Below are 18045 nucleotides of genomic sequence, written 5' to 3'. Positions count from 1 at the left end.
GCTTCCGAGGCTCCGACGCCGACCTCGCGCTCGGTCGACGGCGACCGCGACGACCTCGCCGGGCCGCCCTCGAAGCCGAGGGGTTTCGGGTCGTCTCCGAGACGTGGGTCCGCGAGACCTCGGGCGTCCCCCTCGACCGCGTCGCCGCTCTCGAAGCGGACATCACCGCGGTCGACGAGGGCCTCCGCTTCGGCGCGCACGTCCACGCCGACGACTACGCGGTCGTCTCGCTCCCCGACGGCCTGCTCGGCGAGGCGCAGGGCATCGACCTCGACGCCGCGCTCGACGCGGTCCGTGAGACGACCGTCGCCTTCCACACGACCGAGGGCGGGACGCGCGCGGTGGGTCGTGCCGCCGTCGCGGGCGACGGCTACGACGAACTCGTGTCGCGGCTCTGCGACGTGCTTCGCGAGAAATACGACAGCGTCGTCCGCGACGACGGGGCGGTCACGGCGGCGGCTCGGGCGTTCGACCCCGCCGCCGCACGCGAGTTTGGCGTTCCCGAGGGCCCGGCGTTCGGCAAGCTCTCGGCCGGGCAACCGGTCGAGATTGACGGCGAGACCGTCGCGCCCGAAGACGTCTCGAAAGAGCGGCTGGTCGAGTTCACGGTGTGACCCCCGGCGGAGCGCGGCCAACCGATTTCGTCCCGTGAGCCGTTCTGTGCCGCGGGCTCACATGTCACGTTTCGGCACGAATCGGCGGCTCGTCGGACAGATGTCTGACGGAAGGGGGAAAGATAATTAGTTGTCCTCCGTAAACCGTCTCCATAAATATGGACTCTATCGTCGGCGACGCAATTGACGAGGCCGAGGCCGAGGACATGGGGGATGAGTCGGTTCAGGTCGACGACTCGACCAACATCAACCGGTCCGGGACGATGACTGACGACGAACTGAAAGCGGTTCTCAAAGACCTCCAGACCAACATCACGGTGGTCGGGTGCGGCGGTGCCGGCGGGAACACCGTCAATCGGATGCACGAGGAGGGAATCAAGGGGGCGAAGCTCGTCGCCGCCAACACCGACGTGCAACACCTCGTGGAGATCGGGGCTGACACGAAGATTCTCATGGGCGAGCAGAAGACCCAAGGCCGCGGCGCGGGCTCGCTCCCGCAGGTCGGCGAGGAGGCCGCCCTCGAATCCCAAGAGGAGATTTACGACGCCATCGAGGGCTCCGACATGGTGTTCGTCACCGCCGGACTCGGCGGCGGTACCGGTACCGGCTCGGCCCCCGTGGTCGCCAAGGCGGCCCGCGAGTCGGGCGCGCTCACCATCGCCATCGTCACGACGCCCTTTACGGCCGAAGGCGAGGTGCGACGAACGAACGCCGAAGCCGGTCTCGAACGGCTCCGCGACGTTTCGGACACGGTCATCGTCGTGCCGAACGACCGCCTGCTCGACGCCGTGGGCAAACTCCCCGTCCGGCAGGCGTTCAAGGTCTCCGACGAGGTACTGATGCGCTCGGTCAAGGGCATCACCGAACTCATCACCAAGCCCGGTCTCGTCAACCTCGACTTCGCCGACGTGAAGACGGTCATGGAGCGCGGCGGCGTCGCCATGATCGGTCTCGGCGAGTCCGACTCCGAGTCCAAGGCCCAAGAGTCCGTCAAGTCCGCCCTCCGCTCGCCGCTTCTCGACGTGGACATCTCCGGCGCGAACTCCGCGCTGGTCAACGTCACCGGCGGCTCCGACATGAGCATCGAGGAGGCCGAAGGCGTCGTCGAGGAGATTTACGACCGCATCGACCCCGACGCGCGCATCATCTGGGGGACCTCGGTCGACGACGAGCTCGAAGGCATGATGCGGACGATGATCGTCGTCACCGGCGTCGAGTCGCCTCAAATCTACGGCCGCAACGGCGAGGTGCAGTCGCAGGCCGAAGGTCGCCTCGAAGACATCGACTACGTCGAGTAGTCGCCGTCGGCGACGCGGCCGGGAACGTGTCCACCGCTCCCGCGGCCCGGATGCCCTCCGTTCTCCTCCCCTCGCGTTCCGAGTAGTGGCGTCACTCCGCCGGATTCGGCGTTCTCGCTCGCCTTCGAGACCGAATTCGGCTCGACGGTGCATCAATAGATAGAAAAAGCCCGACGCCTTAGGCCCCAGCAACATGGACGTTAAGTACGACCTGAACAGCTACGTTCGCGTGTTGAAACTCGCGAGCACCCCGTCCTGGCAGGAGTTCTCCCAGATCTCCAAAATCGCCGGCGCGGGTATCTTCCTCGTCGGACTGCTCGGTTTCATCATCTTCGCGGTCATGAGCTTCCTCCCCGGAGGGGTCTGAGATGCCCATCTTCGCCGTAAAGACCACCGCTCGCCAGGAGCGAACGGTTGCAGACATGATCGCGTCGAAGGACTTCGCCGAGATTCACGCCGTCCTCGCGCCCGACTCGCTCACGAGTTACGTGATGGTCGAGGCCGACGACGACGGTATCGTCACGCGCGTCCTCGAGGAGATTCCGCACGCCCGCGGCCTCGTCGAGAGCGGCGGCGCGGTCGGCACCTCCAGCATGGCCGAAGTCGAACACTTCCTCTCGCCGACGCCGGACGTGGAGGGTATCGCGGAGGGCGACATCGTCGAACTCATCGCCGGCCCGTTCAAAGGCGAGAAGGCGCGCGTCCAGCGCATCGACGAGACGAAAGACCAGGTCACCGTCGAACTGTACGAGGCGACGGTCCCGATTCCGGTCACCGTCCGCGGGGACCAGATTCGCGTCCTCGACTCCGACGAGCGGTAAGCGTCCGCCCCGACGAGGACTCTCTTCTCTCTCAGTCTCGGCTCGACTCACCGCGCGAAGAGCGCCGCGTCCCCCGTCGATATCCACCCACCCGGTGACTCCCATGTCCCCCGACAGTCACCGACGAGGCCGTCTCGCACGACCGTGTCGCGTCCCACCGCGACCAGCCTGACTCTCCGACTCGTCTACAGCGCGCCCTGCTCGCGGAGCGTCTCGACGACGCTGTTGAGGTCGGCGTCCGCCTCGACGGCGTCCTTTACGTCCTCGCGGATGCGGACCGCGGAGGAGTCGGCGTCGTACGCGCGGACGAACTCGGCGCGGGTGTGCTCGTCGAAGGCGTGTCGAATCGCGAAGTAGCCCTCGGGGACGATGGTCCCGCACACCTTGCACTCGTGGCGCTCGTGTTCCACCGTCTGGTGGATGACCGCGCTTTCCGCGTCTTCGAACCGACCGTCACACCCTTCGATTCCGCACTTCCACCGGGACATGTTCCCACCGACGGACGTGAGCGACAAAACCGTTTCTTCGACCGTCCGGCGTTCGACAAATAGCAACCACTAACTGATGGCTGACCCGACCGTACCGTGTGAGCGCGACCACGACGACGCGGGTCGATATGCACGTGAAGATTCTCGACGAGCGGGTCGTCTCGCGCGCAAAAGCCCGCGGTGTCGACGTGCTCGTCTACGCGCCGCATTTCGTCCGCCTGCCCGACATCCGCGCCCGCGCGGAACGGTTCTCCGACGACGACCTGCTCGTCGTCCCCGCCCGCGAGGTGTTCACGGGGTCGTGGCGCGACCGGAAACACGTCCTCGCGGTCGGCCTCTCGGACCCCGTGCCCGACTTCATCACCCTCGACGGGGCCTTCGCGGAGTTCGACCGGCAGGACGCGGCGACGCTCGTCCCGCACCCCGAGTTCCTGACGGTGAGTCTCACCGCCGAGGACGTGGCCGCCCGCCGCGACGACATCGACGCCGTCGAGACGTACAACACGAAGACTCTGCCGCGGGACAACCGCCGCGGGCGCGACATCGCCCGCGAGACGGGGCTGCCGGGGTTCGCGTCGTCCTACGCGCACCTCCGCGGCACCGTCGGCGAGGCGTGGACTGAGTTCGACTGCGACATCGACTCCGAGGCCGACCTCGTCACTGCACTCCGCGAGGGAGCGGAACGCCGGGTCGTCCGCCGCACAGGGGTCTCCCACGCGCTCCGCGGTGCGGCCGAGTTCGCCCACCTCGGCTACGAGAACTCGTGGGGGAAGGTCGACCGACTCCTGCTTTCGGGGATGGAGCCGACGCACCCGAGCCACATCGCCTACGACGGTCGGTTCGACGACGTGAGCGTCTACTGAGTGAGTTGAGCGGAGTTCTGTTGACCCCGCCAGAATCCGTCAGCATCGCGGCCGCCCCGCCCTCAGAGCACCGCGGTGAACGTCGCCGCGGCGTCCGCGAGGGACACGTCGAGCGAAAAGAGGTAGTAGTGGACGCCCGCGAGAACGCCGAGTTCGGCGACCGTGACGACGACGGTCACCGCGTCGGCGTGTTTCGAACTCGTCGCCACGCCGGTCGGCAGGTCGTACTCCTGCGGCGACAGCGGGTAGAACAGCGCGATGCCGCGCTTCGAGCCGACCATGTCGAGGACGTAGTGGGTGGCGACGCCGATCCAGACGAAGTGGAGGTTACCGAAGATGAGTGGGAACGAGAGGAATATCGCCAGCACCGGGAGGTTGTGGAGCGTCTTGCGGTGCTTGCCGAAGGCGGTGTCAACGTCGGGGAACAGCGCCCCGAGGACGACGGGTAGCGACAACTGGCCGATTTTCTGGGCGAGGAGGAACGCCGAATCCATCGTCGGTTCGAACGACCGCGGGTCCACGGTGAGGATGACGCCGAGCCCGAGCGCCAACAGGATGGCGTTGAGCACGTGTCCCTTCTTGTTCATGGATGCAGACTGGTCCGGCGGGATACAAAGCTTTCCCACGGAACCGACCGACGGCGGCCGTGCGACCGGCTCAGCCGGTCGTGGCGGATTCGATTTCCTCGCGGAGGAGCGCCAGCGCCCCGCGCGCAATCTGTTCTTTTACCTGCGTCCGCGACCCGTCGTACTCGAAGCGCTCGACGCGGGCGTAGGAGTCGCCTGACCCCCACGGCGCGGCGAAGGCGACGCCGACGAAGACGGTGCCGACCGGCTTGCCGGGGAGGCCGCCCTCGGGGCCGGCGATACCTGTCGTCGCCAGCCCCCACGTCGCGTCGGCCACGTCGCGGACACCGGCGGCCATCTCGCGGGCGACTGGTTCTGAGACGGCTCCGTGTTCGTCCAGCGACTCCCGTGAGACTGCCAGTTCGTGGCGCTTGGCGTCGTAGGAGTAGGTGACGAGCGAGCGGTCGAAGTAGTCGCTGGAGCCGGGCACGTCAGTCAGGAGCGACCCGATGAGACCGCCGGTGCAGGACTCCGCGACCGCGACGGTGTGGTCCGCCTCGCGGAGGGCGTCGCCGACGTGGACCTCCTCGGGCGGGTCGGATGCGAACTCGCGCATACGACCGACGACGGGCGGTCGGGACAAAAGCGGACCGGGGAAGTTACCTGCGGGGTTGGTGCCGCGGTCGACACCGAGGCGACCGGCTAAAAGTCCACCGGCGGTTCCGAGACCGAGAAGTACACAAAGCCCCGCGGTGTCGGGTCCGACATGGACATCGACGTTGAGCCGACGGAGCGACCCGACGCCGACGAAGACGACGACGCCGGCGACGACGGGCCGGCCGAAATCGAGGTGGAAGTCACCGACCCCGACGAGGTCACGTCGACCGACACCGAGGACCTCCCCGAGGGCATCGACGCCCCGGATTACGTCCTCTACGGCGGCAAGGGCGGCGTCGGGAAGACCACGATGGCCGCGGCGACGGCGCTCGCCAGCGCGGCCGACGGCACCGCGACGCTCGTCGTTTCCACGGACCCCGCGCACTCTCTTTCCGACACGCTCGGCGTGCCGATCCCCGACAAGCCGACTCGGATTCGGGAGGAGATCCCCCTCTACGCGGCCGAAATCGACCCCGACGCGGTCATGGACGGGCCGTTCGCCGGCGGCGACGGCTCGGGCGAAGAGTTCGACGACGAGACCGACTTCGAGACCGGCGAGTACGACGACGACAACCCCTTCGCCGGCGGCGACTCGGACTCCCCGTTCGGCGGGATGGGCGGTGGCATGGGCGGCTTCGAGGAACTCCTCGGCGGCGACGGGCCGATGGGGATGGGCGGGCCGATGCCCGGCGCGGACGAGGCCGCGGCGATGCAGCAGCTCCTCGAATACATGGACGACCCGCGGTTCGACCGCGTCGTCATCGACACTGCCCCCACGGGCCACACGCTCCGCCTGCTCGAACTCCCCGAACTGATGGATTCCATGCTCGGCCGCATCGCCCGCATGCGCCAGCGCTTCTCCGGCATGATGGACAACCTCAAGGGGATGTTCGGCGGCGGCCCCGACGACCCGCAGGCCGGCATGGCGGACCTCGACGACCTCCGCGAGCGCATCGAACGCCTGCGCGCGGTCCTCCGCGACCCGACGCGGACCGACTTCCGCGTCGTCATGATTCCCGAGGAGATGAGCGTCGTGGAGTCCAAGCGCCTCGTCTCGCGGCTCGACGAGTTCGGCATCCCCGTCCAGACGCTCGTCGTCAATCGCGTCATGGAGTCCGTCGAGGACGTGGCGAACGTGGACCCCAAGTGGATAGAGTCGCCCGACCTGGAGAACTGCGGCTTCTGCCAGCGCCGCTGGCAGGTCCAACAGGACGCGCTCCGCTCGGCGACGAACCTCTTCCGCGGCCGCGACGTGAAGCGGGTGCCGCTGCTCGCAGAACAAGTACAGGGCGAAGACGCCCTCCGAGTCGTCGCGACCTGTCTCGACTGACGCCGTGCGGAGTCGAAGGGGTCGTCAGCGCGGGCCGTCGGCGCAGGCCGACCGCGACGGGTCGGATTCAGGGAAGTTTGCGGGCGAAACCGTAGAGCGCGTCGCGCCACGCGTCGGGTAGGAAGCGCGCGAGGACGCCGACGCGGGCGACGGTTCCGGGCTGGTAGCGCGCCCGCGGCTTGGTCGAACTCGCGGCGTTGACGATGTCTTCTGCGACCCGTTCGGGCGGAATCGCGCCGGGACCGCTGCTGCCGAGCGCCTGCGAGTCGTCGAACAGCTTGTAGAGTTTCTCGTACGCGCCCGAGCGTTCGAGGCCGTCGGCGTCTTCGCCGTTGCCGTTGACCTCGTCGTCGACGCGGTTCGAAAACTGCGTCTCGACCGGACCGGGTTCGACGAGGACGGCGTCGATGCCGTACTCCTCGACCTCGGTGCGGAGCGCGTCGGTCATCGCTTCGAGCGCGAACTTCGAGCCGGCGTAAATGCCGGTGCCGGGGAAGGCGACGCGGCCGACGACGCTGGAGACGTTGACGATGGTGCCGTCGCCCTGCGAGCGCATGTGGGGCAACACGGCCCGGATGAGTCGGTGCGGGCCGTAGACGTTCACGTCGAACTGGTCGTGGACCTTCTCGGTCGGCACGTCCTCAACGGGGCCCATCTGGCCGTAGCCGGCGTTGTTGACGAGACAGTCGATGCGGCCCTGCTCGTCGGCGATGCGGTCGACCACGCGGTCGACGTCCCCCTGGTCGGTCACGTCGAGCGTCGCGATGTTCGCGCCGCGTTCCCCCAGCGTCTCGATGTCGGCCGGGTTCCGGGCGGTGGCGTAAACCTCCCACTCCTCGTCGAGGAAGTCGAGCGCCGTCGCGCGCCCGATTCCCGAGGAGCAACCGGTGATGAGGACCGTCTTTTGATGCACGTCGGTAGGTCGAACCGCGCGCTGTTAAGTGTACGCGGTTCGCCACGATTGGGCCGCGTTCGTCGGGACGGCGGCCGGAGAAGCCGATGCGAGCGCGCGCGGGTTCGAAGTGCCCGCGGGCTCAGCTCACGCTTCGTACTGCGCTTTCGCCTCGTCGGCGTAGGCGTCGGCCAGTCGAGTCGGTTCGGGGAGCTTGTAGGACCCCGAGAGCCGGGAGACGAGGTCGACCGCCGTCTCCGCGGAGAGGCGGTGACCGGGGCTGACGTACAGCGGGTTCACGATGGGCCGCGAGTCGTACTGCCGCGACTGGAAGGCGTAGCCGATAGTCGTCTCGGGGTCGGCGGGGTGGCCGCCGACGGGGTCGACCGAGTCGTCGGCGCGAATTGGCGTTCGCCAGCCCTCCGGCCGGCCGTCAACGTCCTCGCCCGGCGTCCCGCAGAGGAGGGACTTGGCGACGCCGATGCTCGGCGCGTCGCAGACGACGCCGAGGTGGGTGGCGAGGCCGGCCTGCCGGAAGTGGATGCGGCCGGAGCCGTCGAAGACGAGCAGGTCGGGGTCGCAGTCGAGTTCGGCGAGTGCGTCGAGGATGGGGCCGCCCTCACGGAACGAGAGCAGGCCGGGGATGTACGGCAGGTCGAGGTCCGAGACGGCGTGGACGCGCTCGACCACCTCGCCGCCGCGGAGGACGACAACGGCGCTCAGCGCGCGGTCGTCCAGAAACGACTGGTCGATGCCGGCGACGAGCGGCGGTGGCGAATCGGCGTCACCGCCGGGTACCGTTGCGTCCGTGAGCGTCTCGCTTTCTCGTTCCGGCGAGTCGAGCGAGACGCGCGCCGGGTCGAACGGCAGGTCGTCTTCGAAGACAGCGGCCTCGGCGACTCGGCGCTGAAGCGACTCCATTTCGTCGCGCGAGAGTCCGGGGCGCGGCGCGAGGTCGGAGCGGACCGGGCGCATCTCAGAACCGGCCGCGGCCGGGGCCACCGGGGCCACGACCGCCGAGCGACATCTGCGAGGGGACGCTCCGGCGACCCTTCACGCGCTGGCCGTAGACGAGGCCGATGACGAGGCCGATGAGGTGCGCGAAGTGGGCGATGCCGTCGGCGCTCTGGCTGACGAAGAAGAACACCGAGATGCCGGCGAACCCGAGCGTGAACAGCCACAGCGGCACGGGAATGATGAAGTATAGATAGATTCGGAGCCCCGGGTTGAGCACCGTCAGGACGCCGAGGACGGCCATGATGGCCCCGCTCGCGCCGACGACGGCACTCACGCTTCCCGGCGACAGGAGCATCGACGAGCCGACCTGCGCCAGTCCGGCGAGCATCCCGCTGATGAGGAACAGCGCCGCGAACTTCCGCGACCCGACGTAGCGCTCCACCAGCGGGCCGAAGAAGAACAACACGATGGAGTTGCCGACGATGTGGTAGAAGCCGCCATGGGCGAATATCGAGGTGACCCACGTCCAGACGTACTCGGGGTGAATGCTCGTGAGGTAAAAGGCGCTGATCGAGAGGTTGGGCAGTCCGAGGAACTGCTCCAAGACGAGTTGGGCGAAGAACGTGAGCCACATCAGCGCGAGGAACAGGTAGGTGACGTTCCCACGGAAGTAGCCGAGCACGCCGCCGGCGCCCGTGAGCGAACTCAGCAGTCCGCCGCCGCGGCCGCCCTTGTTGTTCACCGAGTCGTCGAAAGAGCTATCGAAGACGCCAGCGGGGTCGTCCCAGTCGGAGAGCCCCGCGCAGTCGTGGTTCTCGGGGAGGCGGTGTTCGGAACAGAACGTCCCGCCACACCGTGAACAGCGGTACGGCAGACTCTCGTCTTTGCCGCACACGTCGCAGATAGGCATTACCAACGCCTTACAGCGGCGAGATAAAAAGGGGTTCCCTCATGAATGCGGTGTGTGAACACACGACGTTTCGGCGGATGGATTCAGGCGTTTCGTCGCTCCAACCCGTCGGTCGTGCGCTATCTCAGAGGCGGTCGCGTGGCTGTTGTCCTCGGAGACATCGCTGTCGCTCTCGGTAGTCACCGCGCGAGAAATTCGGGGTTACGCGTCTTCGGAGGACGCTTCCTCGGCGTCTTCGTCCGCCTCGTCGGCGGGCGTGAAGTTCGTGGGGACGACGGTCGGGTGCTGAAGCCCGAGACGGGGTTGCTTGGCTGCCATACTCGTCTCGACGTACCCGACACAGGAACTAAAGATTACCCATGCGCATAATTTATCGGTCGATGCGCCGGCGATAACTGTCGGGTATCCGCGCCGCCGACGCTGGTCGGTTTCCGTCGGACGCGTCTCGGGAGTCGACGCCGGGGTCGGCGGCGACGCTCTCGCTCGAAGGGTGGCGTCGAAAAAAGCGCGCGGCGAAGTCGCTTACGCGAAGTTCTCTTCGTAGAGGTCCATCGCGTGCTCGATGGCGTCCTTTGCGGCCTGCTTGTCCTCCCAGCCCAGCGTCTCGACTTCCTTGCCGGCCTCGAGGTTCTTGTAGGTCGCGAAGAACTCGTCAATCTCGTCAAGCGTCTGCTGCGGGATGTCTTCGAGGTCCTCGATGTGGTCGTAGCGGGGGTCCTCGATGGGGACGGCGATGACCTTGTCGTCCTGCTCGCCGTCGTCGTCCATCTTCATGAGCGCGACCGGGCGGGCCTCGATGACGCAGCCGGGGAACGTCTGGTCCTCGACGAGGACGAGCACGTCGAAGGGGTCCTCGTCGTCGTAGTACGTCTGCGGGATGAAGCCGTAGTCCGACGGGTAGTGGACGTTGGAGTGGAGCACGCGGTCGAGGACGACGCCGGGGATGTCCTTGTCGTACTCGTACTTGTTGCGCTCACCTTTGAGGCACTCGACGACTGCGTAGATTTCGTCCGGCGCGTTCGGGCCGGTCTCCATGTCTTCCCAGAGGTTCACCATACCGAACCCATCCTCGATGCGGGCAAAAGTCCTTTCGGGATTGGTCTCGTACCGCTGTCATCCGAGTCCCGTCGGCCGCTTCGAACCCCTCTATATGTAGAGGTATTCCCCACAGAATCCCACGACGCTACTCCTATGCGTCTGAGATATTCCTCGGGTATGCACGTCCGGCTACTACGCGTCGTCTTCCGTTTGTCTCCGTGACTCGACTCTGTGCAATACCCGGCACTCGTGTGCGCTCCGCCCCAATTTCTTTGTATAATGGCCCTCCGTACGACGGCGAAACAGACTGCTCGTTGACAAAGTTTAAATAGGAAGGTGACATTTCCATATGCATGTCAGAGGCACAAACAATTGGCAACAAATCCGGTGCGGCTCGGGACCTCACCGCGTTCCAACAGAACATCCTCGTCATTCTCGCCGAGGAACCGATGTACGGCCTGGCTATCAAGCGTCACCTCGAATCGTACTACGACACCGAGGTCAACCACGGGCGTCTGTACCCCAACCTCGACGACCTCGTCGAGATGGGTCTGGTGGAAAAGAGCGAACTCGACAAGCGGACGAACCAGTACGAACTGACCGACGACGGCCTCCAGGCGGTCCTTAACCGCTTCGACTGGATGCTCTCGAAGTTCGTCACCGACGACGAGCGCGCCGAGATGGTCTCGGAGCTCGTCGAAGGCAAGCTGTAATCGGCTGAACACACCGCACGAACCGCGGGGTTCGCTCAGTTGTATTCGGGCACTTCGGCGTCTGCGGCGTCGAAGAGCAACTCGAGCGACTCCGGTAACAACGACCGCTGTTCAGCGGTCGGCCACGCGTTGCGTGGATAATATTCTTCGACGAACTCGTGCACTTCGGGAGCGCCAGCCATCTCGATTCGCCGGACGTAGTGGTTCCCGAGGAAGTCCGCGAACGCCCGCGCGTTCGCCGCGTGGTCCGCGCCGTGTTCCTCGGCGACGGCCTCGACGTACGCCGCGTTGTGCTCTTCGACCGCGCCCCACTCGTGGTCCTCTCCGGCCCCCGACAGGGGGCGCTCGATTCCGCGGTCAACGTCGTCTATCTCGGTCGGGTTGACGACTCCGTCGTCGTCGACCCACTCCTCGGGGTGGAGCACCAACACGTCGTCCTCTTCGCGGTGTCGCGCGCGGAACTCGTAGTCGCTCACGAGGTCGTCGCGGACGGACCGGTACGTCGCGGCCTCGTCGGGGTCCACGGCGTCGCGGGCCAGCCGCGTCAACCGCTCTGCCTCCGCGAGCACGTCTTCGGGGAGTTCTGACTCAGGCATCGTCGAGGGCCTCGTTGGCTAGGGAGTCGGCGCGGTCGTTTATCTCTCGCGGTACGTGCTCCAGCGACCAGCGGTCGAACGCCGACAGCAGCTCTCGGGCCTTCACGCGGCGCTCTTTGAGACCGGGGTCGTTCGTGTTCCACTCGCCGCGGACCTGCTTGACGATCAACTGCGAGTCCCCGCGCACGTCGACCTCGTCGTAACCGTACTCCTCGGCGACCGACAGCGCCTCCACGAGCGCCTCGTACTCCGCGCGGTTGTTGGTCGTCTCGCCGATTCGCTTCGAGCCCTCGGCGACGATACCGTTGCTGGTCACGATAGCCCAACCGATGGCCGCAGGGCCGGGGTTCCCGCGGCTCGCGCCGTCGAAGTAGACGTGCGCGCGGCCGCCTTTCGGCTGGATGAGCGCGAGCAGATCCGTTGGCCGCGACCCCTGTACGACGACTTTCCCGTCGTAGGCGACGGCACTGGCGTCACCGCGTTCGGCGCGCCACCGCTCGTGGTCGGTGTTTCCGGGCGAGACGGACACGCCCGCGGCTTCGAGTCGTCGTCGGGCTTCGTCGGGGTCGCACTCGACGGTCGGCATACCGTCACCTCACCGGTGATTCGGTAAAGGCGCTCCGTTCGTCGCTGAGAGCGCAGCGACACTCCGACGAACCCCGCCAAAGGTTGAAGTGCAAGGAAATAGACAATATATAAATGCGATGAAACGGCCTACCCGCCAGCGGGAGCGTGAGCACGACCGGACTCGATGGGGAGACGAGTCACAGGACGACGAGACATCAGAAGAGGAGTTGGACCTCGACGACCTCGACCCCGAGGAAGTCGTTCGGACCGGCGACGGCGAGTTGATTCACGAAGAGACCGGCATCATCATCGAAGAAGAGCGCATCGACCCCGGTCCGGAGTGGCGGGCGTTCAACCACTCCGAGCGGCAGTCGAAGTCTCGCGTGGGCGCGCCGACCACGCAGACGATGCACGACAAGGGGCTGACGACGACTATCGACTGGAAGGACAAAGACGCCTACGGCCGCTCTATCTCCTCGAAGAAGCGGTCGCAGATGCACCGCCTGCGCAAGTGGCAAGAGCGCATCCGGACGAAAGACGCCGGCGAACGCAACCTCCAGTTCGCCCTCAGCGAAATCGACCGCATGGCGTCGGCGCTCGGCGTCCCGCGGTCGGTCCGCGAGGTCGCCTCGGTCATCTACCGCCGGGCGCTCAGCGAGGACCTGATTCGCGGGCGCTCCATCGAGGGCGTCGCCACCTCGGCGCTGTACGCCGCCTGTCGGAAGGAGGGTATTCCCCGTTCCCTCGAAGAGATTTCCGAGGTATCGCGCGTCGAGCGCAAGGAAATCGGGCGCACGTACCGCTACATCTCCCAGGAACTCGGCCTGGAGATGCGGCCGGTGGACCCGAAGAAGTACGTCCCGCGATTCTCGTCCGAACTCGACCTCTCGAAGGAGGTCCAGTCGAAGGCGAACGAGATTATCGAGACGACCGCGGAACAGGGGCTTCTCTCCGGGAAGTCGCCGACTGGCTTCGCCGCCGCCGCAATCTACGCCGCGTCGCTTCTCTGCAACGAGAAGAAGACCCAGCGCGAGGTCGCGGAGGTCGCGCAGGTGACGGAGGTCACCATCCGGAACCGCTACCAAGAACAGATCGAAGCGATGGGCATCCACACCTGAGCCCGCCCACGCGAGTCGCATCCCTTTCTGACCCCGGACGCGTCGCCGAAGGTTCATACCCGCGGGCGACCCACATCGGGTGAATGCGGCTCGACGAGTACATGGACATCGAGCGGGACGAGCGCGCCGAGCGGCGGCGACTCGCCGAGGAGAAGTCCTACGGCATTCTCGACCACCTCGAGACGTTCCAAGACCGGTTCGAGGAGACGGTGCAGGGAGACTCGCTGTACGGCGGCGTCTCCCCGTCTATCTTCGTCGGGCGGTCGAACTACCCGAACGTCTCGACGGGCATCCTCTCGCCGGTCGGCCACGACGAGGACGCGGCTTCGTTCGAGACGAGCGCCGCGTGGTACGACGAGGGCGTGAGCATCGACGACGTGTTCCAGCGGCGCACCTCGCTTCTGAACTCAAATCGCGGGACGAAGGTGACGAACGTCGCCGACTCGTGGGACGGCTTCCTCGGGACGCAACGCGAGGTCGCCATCGCCGACCGCCCCGTGACGGTCGAAATCGGCCTCGACGGGAAGCCCTCTCTCGACCTCGACGCCAGCGCCGACGACGTGGCGACGCCGGTCGCCCGCGGGCCCGCGCCCGCTCGGCCGACCTCGCGGAGAACCCGCACGTCCCCAAACTGGTGAAAAAGACGCTCGAAGACGACGACTGGAACGCCGAGGGCGCGATGACGTACCTCTATCGCCGCGGCTTCGACGTGTACGACATCAACACCATCCTCTCTGCGGGCGCGCTCGGCCAGACCGAACAGCGCCGACTCGTCCCGACGCGCTGGTCTATCACCGCCGTCGACGACACGCTCGGACAGTATCTCCGCGGGCAGGTCAAACACGCCGACAGCATCGACGGCGTCGAAATCTACCGCAACGAGTTCATCGGCAACGCCTTCTGGGTCATCCTCACGCCGGGTCGCTGGGAGTTCGAACTGATAGAGCTGAAAGCGCCGGGGAGCGTCTGGAACCCCGACCCCGAGGCGGGGATGTACCTCGCGGCCGACCGCGAGGGCTACGAGGGCCGGACCGGCTACGTGAACGAGACGGCCGGCGCGTACCACGCCTCCCGACTCGGCGTCCTCGAACACCTCCAAGAACGCGGCCGACAGGCGAAGGCGCTCGTCATCAGGCACGTCTCCGACGACTACTGGGGACCCGTCGGCGTCTGGCAGATACGCGAGTCTATCCGCCACGCGTTCGAGGGCGAGATGGCCGACGCCGAGACGTTCGGCGACGCCGTCCGCGACGTGACGGAGTACCTCCCGGTGTCGCTTGCAGACCTCCGGCGGAAATCCACGATGGCCGCGGGCCTCCAGACCGACATCTTCGACTTCACGTGAGCAACGTATTTTGACAGCCGGATAATACGTTTCCGCATGGTCCCGTTACAGGTTCCCGGCGGTCCCGAACTGCTCATCATCATCCTCATCTACGGCATTTTCGCGCTCCTCCCCGTGGTCGCGGCGCTCGTCGCGCTCTACCTGCTGTACAAGATTCGCGGCGACGTGAAGCGCATCGCGGACGCGCTCGACGCGCGAGACGGACTGTAAGTCGAGACGGTCGCGTCCACTTGCTATCTCGCCTACGCCTCGGCCGCGTCGAGGTTGGCGAGCGCCTGTTCGACGAGTTCGCCCGTGTCGGCGATGATGTCGGCCATCTCGTCGTTGTCGGGTGCGATACCGATGAGTCGGGCGACGCGCATGATGCTCAGGTGGTAGACCACCTGCTTGCCCGGTTCTTCCTCCCAGATGACCACGTTACACGGGAAGAGTCCGCCCATCTTCTTGTCGGTGGCGTCGAGCGCGCGGTCCGCCATGTTCGGGTTACACGCGCCGAGGACGTAGTAGGGGTCGCGGCCGGCGTCCACTTTCTCGTTGAGCATCTCGGAGGGCGAAAATTCGGTGGCGACACCGAACCCGGCGTCGGTGAACGCTTCGCGGACGCGCTCGATTGCCGCCTCGTGTTCCATCTCGAGGACGACGCGTTCCTCGCCGATGTCTTCCGGTTTGATGGCGCTGGGGTCGATTGGGAGTGCCATGACCAACCCTTTGCTCTCCGTCGGTGAAAAGGTATGGTAGTGTGCTCACCCTACACGAGCGAGTCGCCGTCACCCGAGTACAGCACGTCGCTGAGCACCGATTCGACGAACGACGCCTTCGCGTTCGTGTACTGACTCCGCTCGTCCGGGTGCGCCTCGGCCAGTTTGCGCTTGCGTCGCTCGTACTCGGCCGCGAGGTCGTCGTTCGCGCGGAGGTCGTCGCGGAAGGCGACCTGCTCGCGGTGGCAGTCGCTCCCGACTTCGGTCAGAGAGAGGTAGTGGGTTCGGCGTTCGGGCGGGCCACGGACGAAAAATCGGCGGCCGGGAACGTCGTCGTCGGGTCGTTCCTCGTAGCCCGCGGCTTCGAGCGCCCGCGCGACGCCGCCGGCGTCGTCGAGGTCGGAGACGAGGACGAGCAGGTCGATGATAGGTTTGGCGGCCAGCCCCGGAACCGCGGTGCTCCCGACGTGTTCGAACCGGACGCCGTTCTCGTCGTCGGCACAGAGTCGCGGTCGCAGACGCTCGACCTCGCGCTCGTACGCCTCGCGCCAGCGCGGGTCGTGCGTGACGAGTTCGACGGTGCCGCGGGCGAGGCCGAGCGACGGATATGGTTCGCCGTCCGCCACGGACCGGTCCTTGCGGTCGCGGTCGCTCATAGCGGAATCGGGAGCCACTGAAGCGCCGCGGCGACCCGCTCCGGCGGCAACAGCGGTGGGTGTAGCACGAGCCAGTCCAAGAGGATGAGGCCGCCGCCGTGGGCGACGATAGAGGGGAGAATCGAGTCGCTCTCGTAGTCGACGAGGCCGAACAGCACGTCCGTCGGGGCCGACAGGAGAAGCTCTATCGGCGGCTTGCCGACGTGGTGGAAGGCGTAGAGAATCGGACTGATGAGGGCGCTCTTCCGGCCGATTTCGCGGACGCCGACGCAGAGTAGGCCGCGGTAGTACGTCTCGGCCGCGACGACGACGAGCAACTGCTGGGCGGCGTGCGGGAGGAAGTCGGCGAGCGCGGTCGAGGTGTGCCACATCGGGTAGTACGTCCGAATCGACGGCAGGCTCGACCCGACGAGGTAGAAGGGGAGAACGAACAGCGCGAGGAGAACCGTGTTGCGGAGCGCCGCCCGGTCGACGTTCCAGCCGAGGTTGCGACCGTGGGCGAGCGCGAGCGCTCCGGGTACGAGGATGAACAGGAGGGCGTCGTGGACCGCGCGGTAGGTGAGGTCGCCGGCGGGAAGCGGCCAGAGACTCCACGCGGCCCCGACGACGCCCCCGACGATGAGGGCGCGGTAGAGCCACGGGAGGCGGGCGAGCCGGCGGCGCAACACCGTTATTCCGTCTGGACCGGGCCGCGGCCGACGATGTCGAGCACGTCGTCGACGAAGGTCTGTCGCGTCTCGAAGTAGGTCTCGTCGGCCTCGGCGAGCACGTCGTCGAGGTTCTGGGGACCGTCGGGCGTGCGGATGACCGCGTCGCCTTCTTTGTTCAGGATGCTGCTCTTTTCTTGCGGCCACGTCAGTCGGGAGGCGACGCGCGCGAGGGGCGCACCTTCGACGGACGCGCCCGTACCGAGTTCGACGGCGGGTGCCTCGTCTGCTTCCTCGTCAGCCATGCGCGAGAGTTAGCCACCGCGCATGATAATCCCTTCGAGATTCGCATGCACGATGACGGGCCGGCGACGCGTCCGGCGGGCTGGTTAGGGATATCGACAGCCCGCGACGTGTCGAGAAACAGATAATCGTCTGACGCATCGTTTTAGGGGCTGCTTTCGTAGTCGGGGCCATGACCAGTCTTTCGGAGGCGTACCACGGCGGCCGGGGCGGGCCGAGTCTCCGACGGCTGTCCCTGGGCTTCGGGGGGTTCCTCCTCGGCGTGTTGCTCGTCGTCGCGGGCATCGTCGTCGCGACGACCGACGTGTACACGTCCGGCGGGGCGACCCTCGGCGAAGCGCGCGAACTCGGGGGCATCCTCGGAGGCATCGGCGTCCCCGCCGTCTTCCTTGGCGTCCTCGCGGTCCTCCCCGCGAGCCGTCGAACCCGCGCCGCGTCGCTCATCGGGGCGAGTATCGCCGTTCTCGGCGTTGCGCTCTTCTCGCACGCCTACCCGTGTCAGTGGACCGGCGCGACCTGCGGGGCCGGCCTTCCCGACCTCACCCTCGAAACCGTCGGCGTCTACTTCTTCGGCACGGTCACGACGTTCTGGTGCCTGTTCGTCGGCGTCGCCAACTTCAAGACGCGGAACGACCCCGGCGGCACGGCCACAGTTCAGGTGACGAAGAAGGGCGAAACCCGCGTCGTCGAAGTCGAGAAGTCCGGCGGCGGTCTCGGTGGAATCGGTTTCCTCGGCGGCACGCCCGACGGGGACGTCCAGACGCAGACGAACAGCGCCGGGGCCACCCCGAACGCCGGCGCGACCGACGGCGGCGCGTCGACGCAGGACATCACCCCGCTTGACGCCGAACCATCGGCGTCGTCTGACGGACCGGACACCGCCGACACCGCGGCGACGGGTCGGTCCGGCGTCGACACCGTCCAGTCGAGCGATTCCGAGCGCTCGCCGGCGGGCGCGGCCGACCACC

22 protein-coding genes and 2 pseudogenes are annotated in these 18045 nt (G+C 66.8%); 11 read left to right on the top strand and 13 right to left on the bottom strand.

Going from position 1 to position 18045, the window contains the following annotated elements; genetic code table 11:
- The 4 genes and pseudogenes from NKF06_RS14460 to NKF06_RS14445 form a co-directional block, all read left to right on the top strand.
- Positions 1-614: pseudogene (locus tag NKF06_RS14460) on the top strand (hypothetical protein); the annotation flags it as partial.
- A gap of 158 nt (positions 615-772) precedes the next feature.
- Entirely contained in the window at positions 773-1912 is a 1140-nt protein-coding gene (gene ftsZ / locus NKF06_RS14455) for a cell division protein FtsZ (protein ID WP_058827226.1), read from the top strand.
- A 193-nt stretch (positions 1913-2105) separates the two neighbouring features.
- Positions 2106-2279 (top strand): protein translocase SEC61 complex subunit gamma, encoded by a 174-nt coding sequence (locus tag NKF06_RS14450; RefSeq protein WP_004044219.1) that lies wholly within the window; start codon positions 2106-2108, stop codon positions 2277-2279.
- 1 nt (position 2280) lies between these two features.
- A complete protein-coding gene (locus tag NKF06_RS14445; protein WP_058827225.1) occupies positions 2281-2733 on the top strand; it encodes a transcription elongation factor Spt5 in 453 nt (150 codons plus the stop codon).
- Between the two features lie 185 nt (positions 2734-2918).
- On the opposite strand, the gene NKF06_RS14440 is transcribed toward NKF06_RS14445, so the two are convergent.
- Positions 2919-3221, bottom strand: coding sequence for a hypothetical protein (locus NKF06_RS14440; RefSeq protein ID WP_049905009.1), 303 nt, complete (start codon positions 3219-3221; stop codon positions 2919-2921).
- 98 nt (positions 3222-3319) lie between these two features.
- On the opposite strand from NKF06_RS14440, the gene NKF06_RS14435 reads away from it, so the two are divergent.
- Positions 3320-4084 (top strand): PHP domain-containing protein, encoded by a 765-nt coding sequence (locus NKF06_RS14435; RefSeq protein ID WP_172795785.1) that lies wholly within the window; start codon positions 3320-3322, stop codon positions 4082-4084.
- A gap of 62 nt (positions 4085-4146) precedes the next feature.
- Here NKF06_RS14435 and NKF06_RS14430 read toward each other — a convergent pair whose 3' ends face one another.
- Together NKF06_RS14430 and NKF06_RS14425 are read right to left on the bottom strand one after the other, a co-directional pair.
- Positions 4147-4671 (bottom strand): metal-dependent hydrolase, encoded by a 525-nt coding sequence (locus NKF06_RS14430; RefSeq protein ID WP_253245794.1) that lies wholly within the window; start codon positions 4669-4671, stop codon positions 4147-4149.
- Between the two features lie 70 nt (positions 4672-4741).
- Positions 4742-5266 carry a CinA family protein gene (locus NKF06_RS14425; RefSeq protein ID WP_253245793.1) on the bottom strand — a complete coding sequence of 175 codons (525 nt, stop codon included), beginning with the start codon at positions 5264-5266 and terminating at the stop codon, positions 4742-4744.
- A 150-nt stretch (positions 5267-5416) separates the two neighbouring features.
- Here NKF06_RS14425 and NKF06_RS14420 point away from each other — a divergent pair, with 150 nt between their 5' ends.
- On the top strand, positions 5417-6637 hold the full coding sequence (locus NKF06_RS14420) for a TRC40/GET3/ArsA family transport-energizing ATPase (RefSeq protein WP_253245792.1): 1221 nt from the start codon (positions 5417-5419) through the stop codon (positions 6635-6637).
- Between the two features lie 67 nt (positions 6638-6704).
- Here the strand turns inward: NKF06_RS14420 and NKF06_RS14415 are convergent, their stop codons facing one another.
- The 4 genes from NKF06_RS14415 to NKF06_RS14400 form a co-directional block, all read right to left on the bottom strand.
- A complete protein-coding gene (locus tag NKF06_RS14415) occupies positions 6705-7550 on the bottom strand; it encodes an SDR family oxidoreductase (RefSeq protein ID WP_058827221.1) in 846 nt (281 codons plus the stop codon).
- Positions 7551-7676: 126 nt separating this feature from the next.
- Positions 7677-8504: an endonuclease V gene (locus NKF06_RS14410; protein WP_058827268.1), complete on the bottom strand. Its 828-nt coding sequence runs from the start codon at positions 8502-8504 to the stop codon at positions 7677-7679.
- 1 nt (position 8505) lies between these two features.
- Positions 8506-9396: a rhomboid family intramembrane serine protease gene (locus NKF06_RS14405; RefSeq protein WP_253245791.1), complete on the bottom strand. Its 891-nt coding sequence runs from the start codon at positions 9394-9396 to the stop codon at positions 8506-8508.
- Between the two features lie 522 nt (positions 9397-9918).
- Positions 9919-10452 (bottom strand): inorganic diphosphatase, encoded by a 534-nt coding sequence (locus NKF06_RS14400; protein WP_058827219.1) that lies wholly within the window; start codon positions 10450-10452, stop codon positions 9919-9921.
- 335 nt (positions 10453-10787) lie between these two features.
- Between NKF06_RS14400 and NKF06_RS14395 the strand changes: the two genes are divergently transcribed.
- Positions 10788-11147: a PadR family transcriptional regulator gene (locus tag NKF06_RS14395; protein ID WP_042663701.1), complete on the top strand. Its 360-nt coding sequence runs from the start codon at positions 10788-10790 to the stop codon at positions 11145-11147.
- Between the two features lie 35 nt (positions 11148-11182).
- On the opposite strand, the gene NKF06_RS14390 is transcribed toward NKF06_RS14395, so the two are convergent.
- Both NKF06_RS14390 and rnhA read right to left on the bottom strand, forming a co-directional pair.
- Entirely contained in the window at positions 11183-11743 is a 561-nt protein-coding gene (locus NKF06_RS14390; protein WP_253245790.1) for a rnhA operon protein, read from the bottom strand.
- Positions 11736-12329 (bottom strand): ribonuclease HI, encoded by a 594-nt coding sequence (gene rnhA / locus NKF06_RS14385; protein WP_058827217.1) that lies wholly within the window; start codon positions 12327-12329, stop codon positions 11736-11738. The genes NKF06_RS14390 and rnhA overlap by 8 nt, the downstream gene beginning before the upstream one ends.
- Before the next feature lie 118 nt (positions 12330-12447).
- Between rnhA and NKF06_RS14380 the strand changes: the two genes are divergently transcribed.
- The 3 genes and pseudogenes from NKF06_RS14380 to NKF06_RS14370 all read left to right on the top strand — a co-directional run bounded on the left by NKF06_RS14380 (position 12448) and on the right by NKF06_RS14370 (position 14983).
- On the top strand, positions 12448-13428 hold the full coding sequence (locus NKF06_RS14380) for a transcription initiation factor IIB (RefSeq protein ID WP_042663705.1): 981 nt from the start codon (positions 12448-12450) through the stop codon (positions 13426-13428).
- 83 nt (positions 13429-13511) lie between these two features.
- Positions 13512-14773 (top strand): annotated as a pseudogene (gene nreA / locus NKF06_RS14375) (DNA repair protein NreA).
- A 36-nt stretch (positions 14774-14809) separates the two neighbouring features.
- Entirely contained in the window at positions 14810-14983 is a 174-nt protein-coding gene (locus NKF06_RS14370) for a hypothetical protein (protein ID WP_172795784.1), read from the top strand.
- Between the two features lie 32 nt (positions 14984-15015).
- On the opposite strand, the gene NKF06_RS14365 is transcribed toward NKF06_RS14370, so the two are convergent.
- Genes NKF06_RS14365 through NKF06_RS14350 form a run of 4 tightly spaced genes read right to left on the bottom strand, consistent with a single transcriptional unit; the run spans position 15016 to position 17079 of the window.
- Positions 15016-15471 (bottom strand): DUF302 domain-containing protein, encoded by a 456-nt coding sequence (locus NKF06_RS14365; RefSeq protein ID WP_004972792.1) that lies wholly within the window; start codon positions 15469-15471, stop codon positions 15016-15018.
- 50 nt (positions 15472-15521) lie between these two features.
- A complete protein-coding gene (locus NKF06_RS14360) occupies positions 15522-16127 on the bottom strand; it encodes a GrpB family protein (protein WP_253245789.1) in 606 nt (201 codons plus the stop codon).
- Entirely contained in the window at positions 16124-16795 is a 672-nt protein-coding gene (locus NKF06_RS14355; RefSeq protein WP_253245788.1) for a CPBP family glutamic-type intramembrane protease, read from the bottom strand. The genes NKF06_RS14360 and NKF06_RS14355 overlap by 4 nt, the downstream gene beginning before the upstream one ends.
- Before the next feature lie 2 nt (positions 16796-16797).
- Positions 16798-17079: a DUF5789 family protein gene (locus tag NKF06_RS14350; protein ID WP_253245787.1), complete on the bottom strand. Its 282-nt coding sequence runs from the start codon at positions 17077-17079 to the stop codon at positions 16798-16800.
- 170 nt (positions 17080-17249) lie between these two features.
- Between NKF06_RS14350 and NKF06_RS14345 the strand changes: the two genes are divergently transcribed.
- On the top strand, positions 17250-18045 hold a 796-nt coding region (locus NKF06_RS14345; protein ID WP_253245786.1), incomplete at its 3' end, for a YihY/virulence factor BrkB family protein.

It is taken from the genome of Haloferax sp. AB510 (assembly GCF_024136985.1).
GTDB lineage: Archaea > Halobacteriota > Halobacteria > Halobacteriales > Haloferacaceae > Haloferax.
This window is presented reverse-complemented; position numbering and strand designations above follow the sequence as displayed.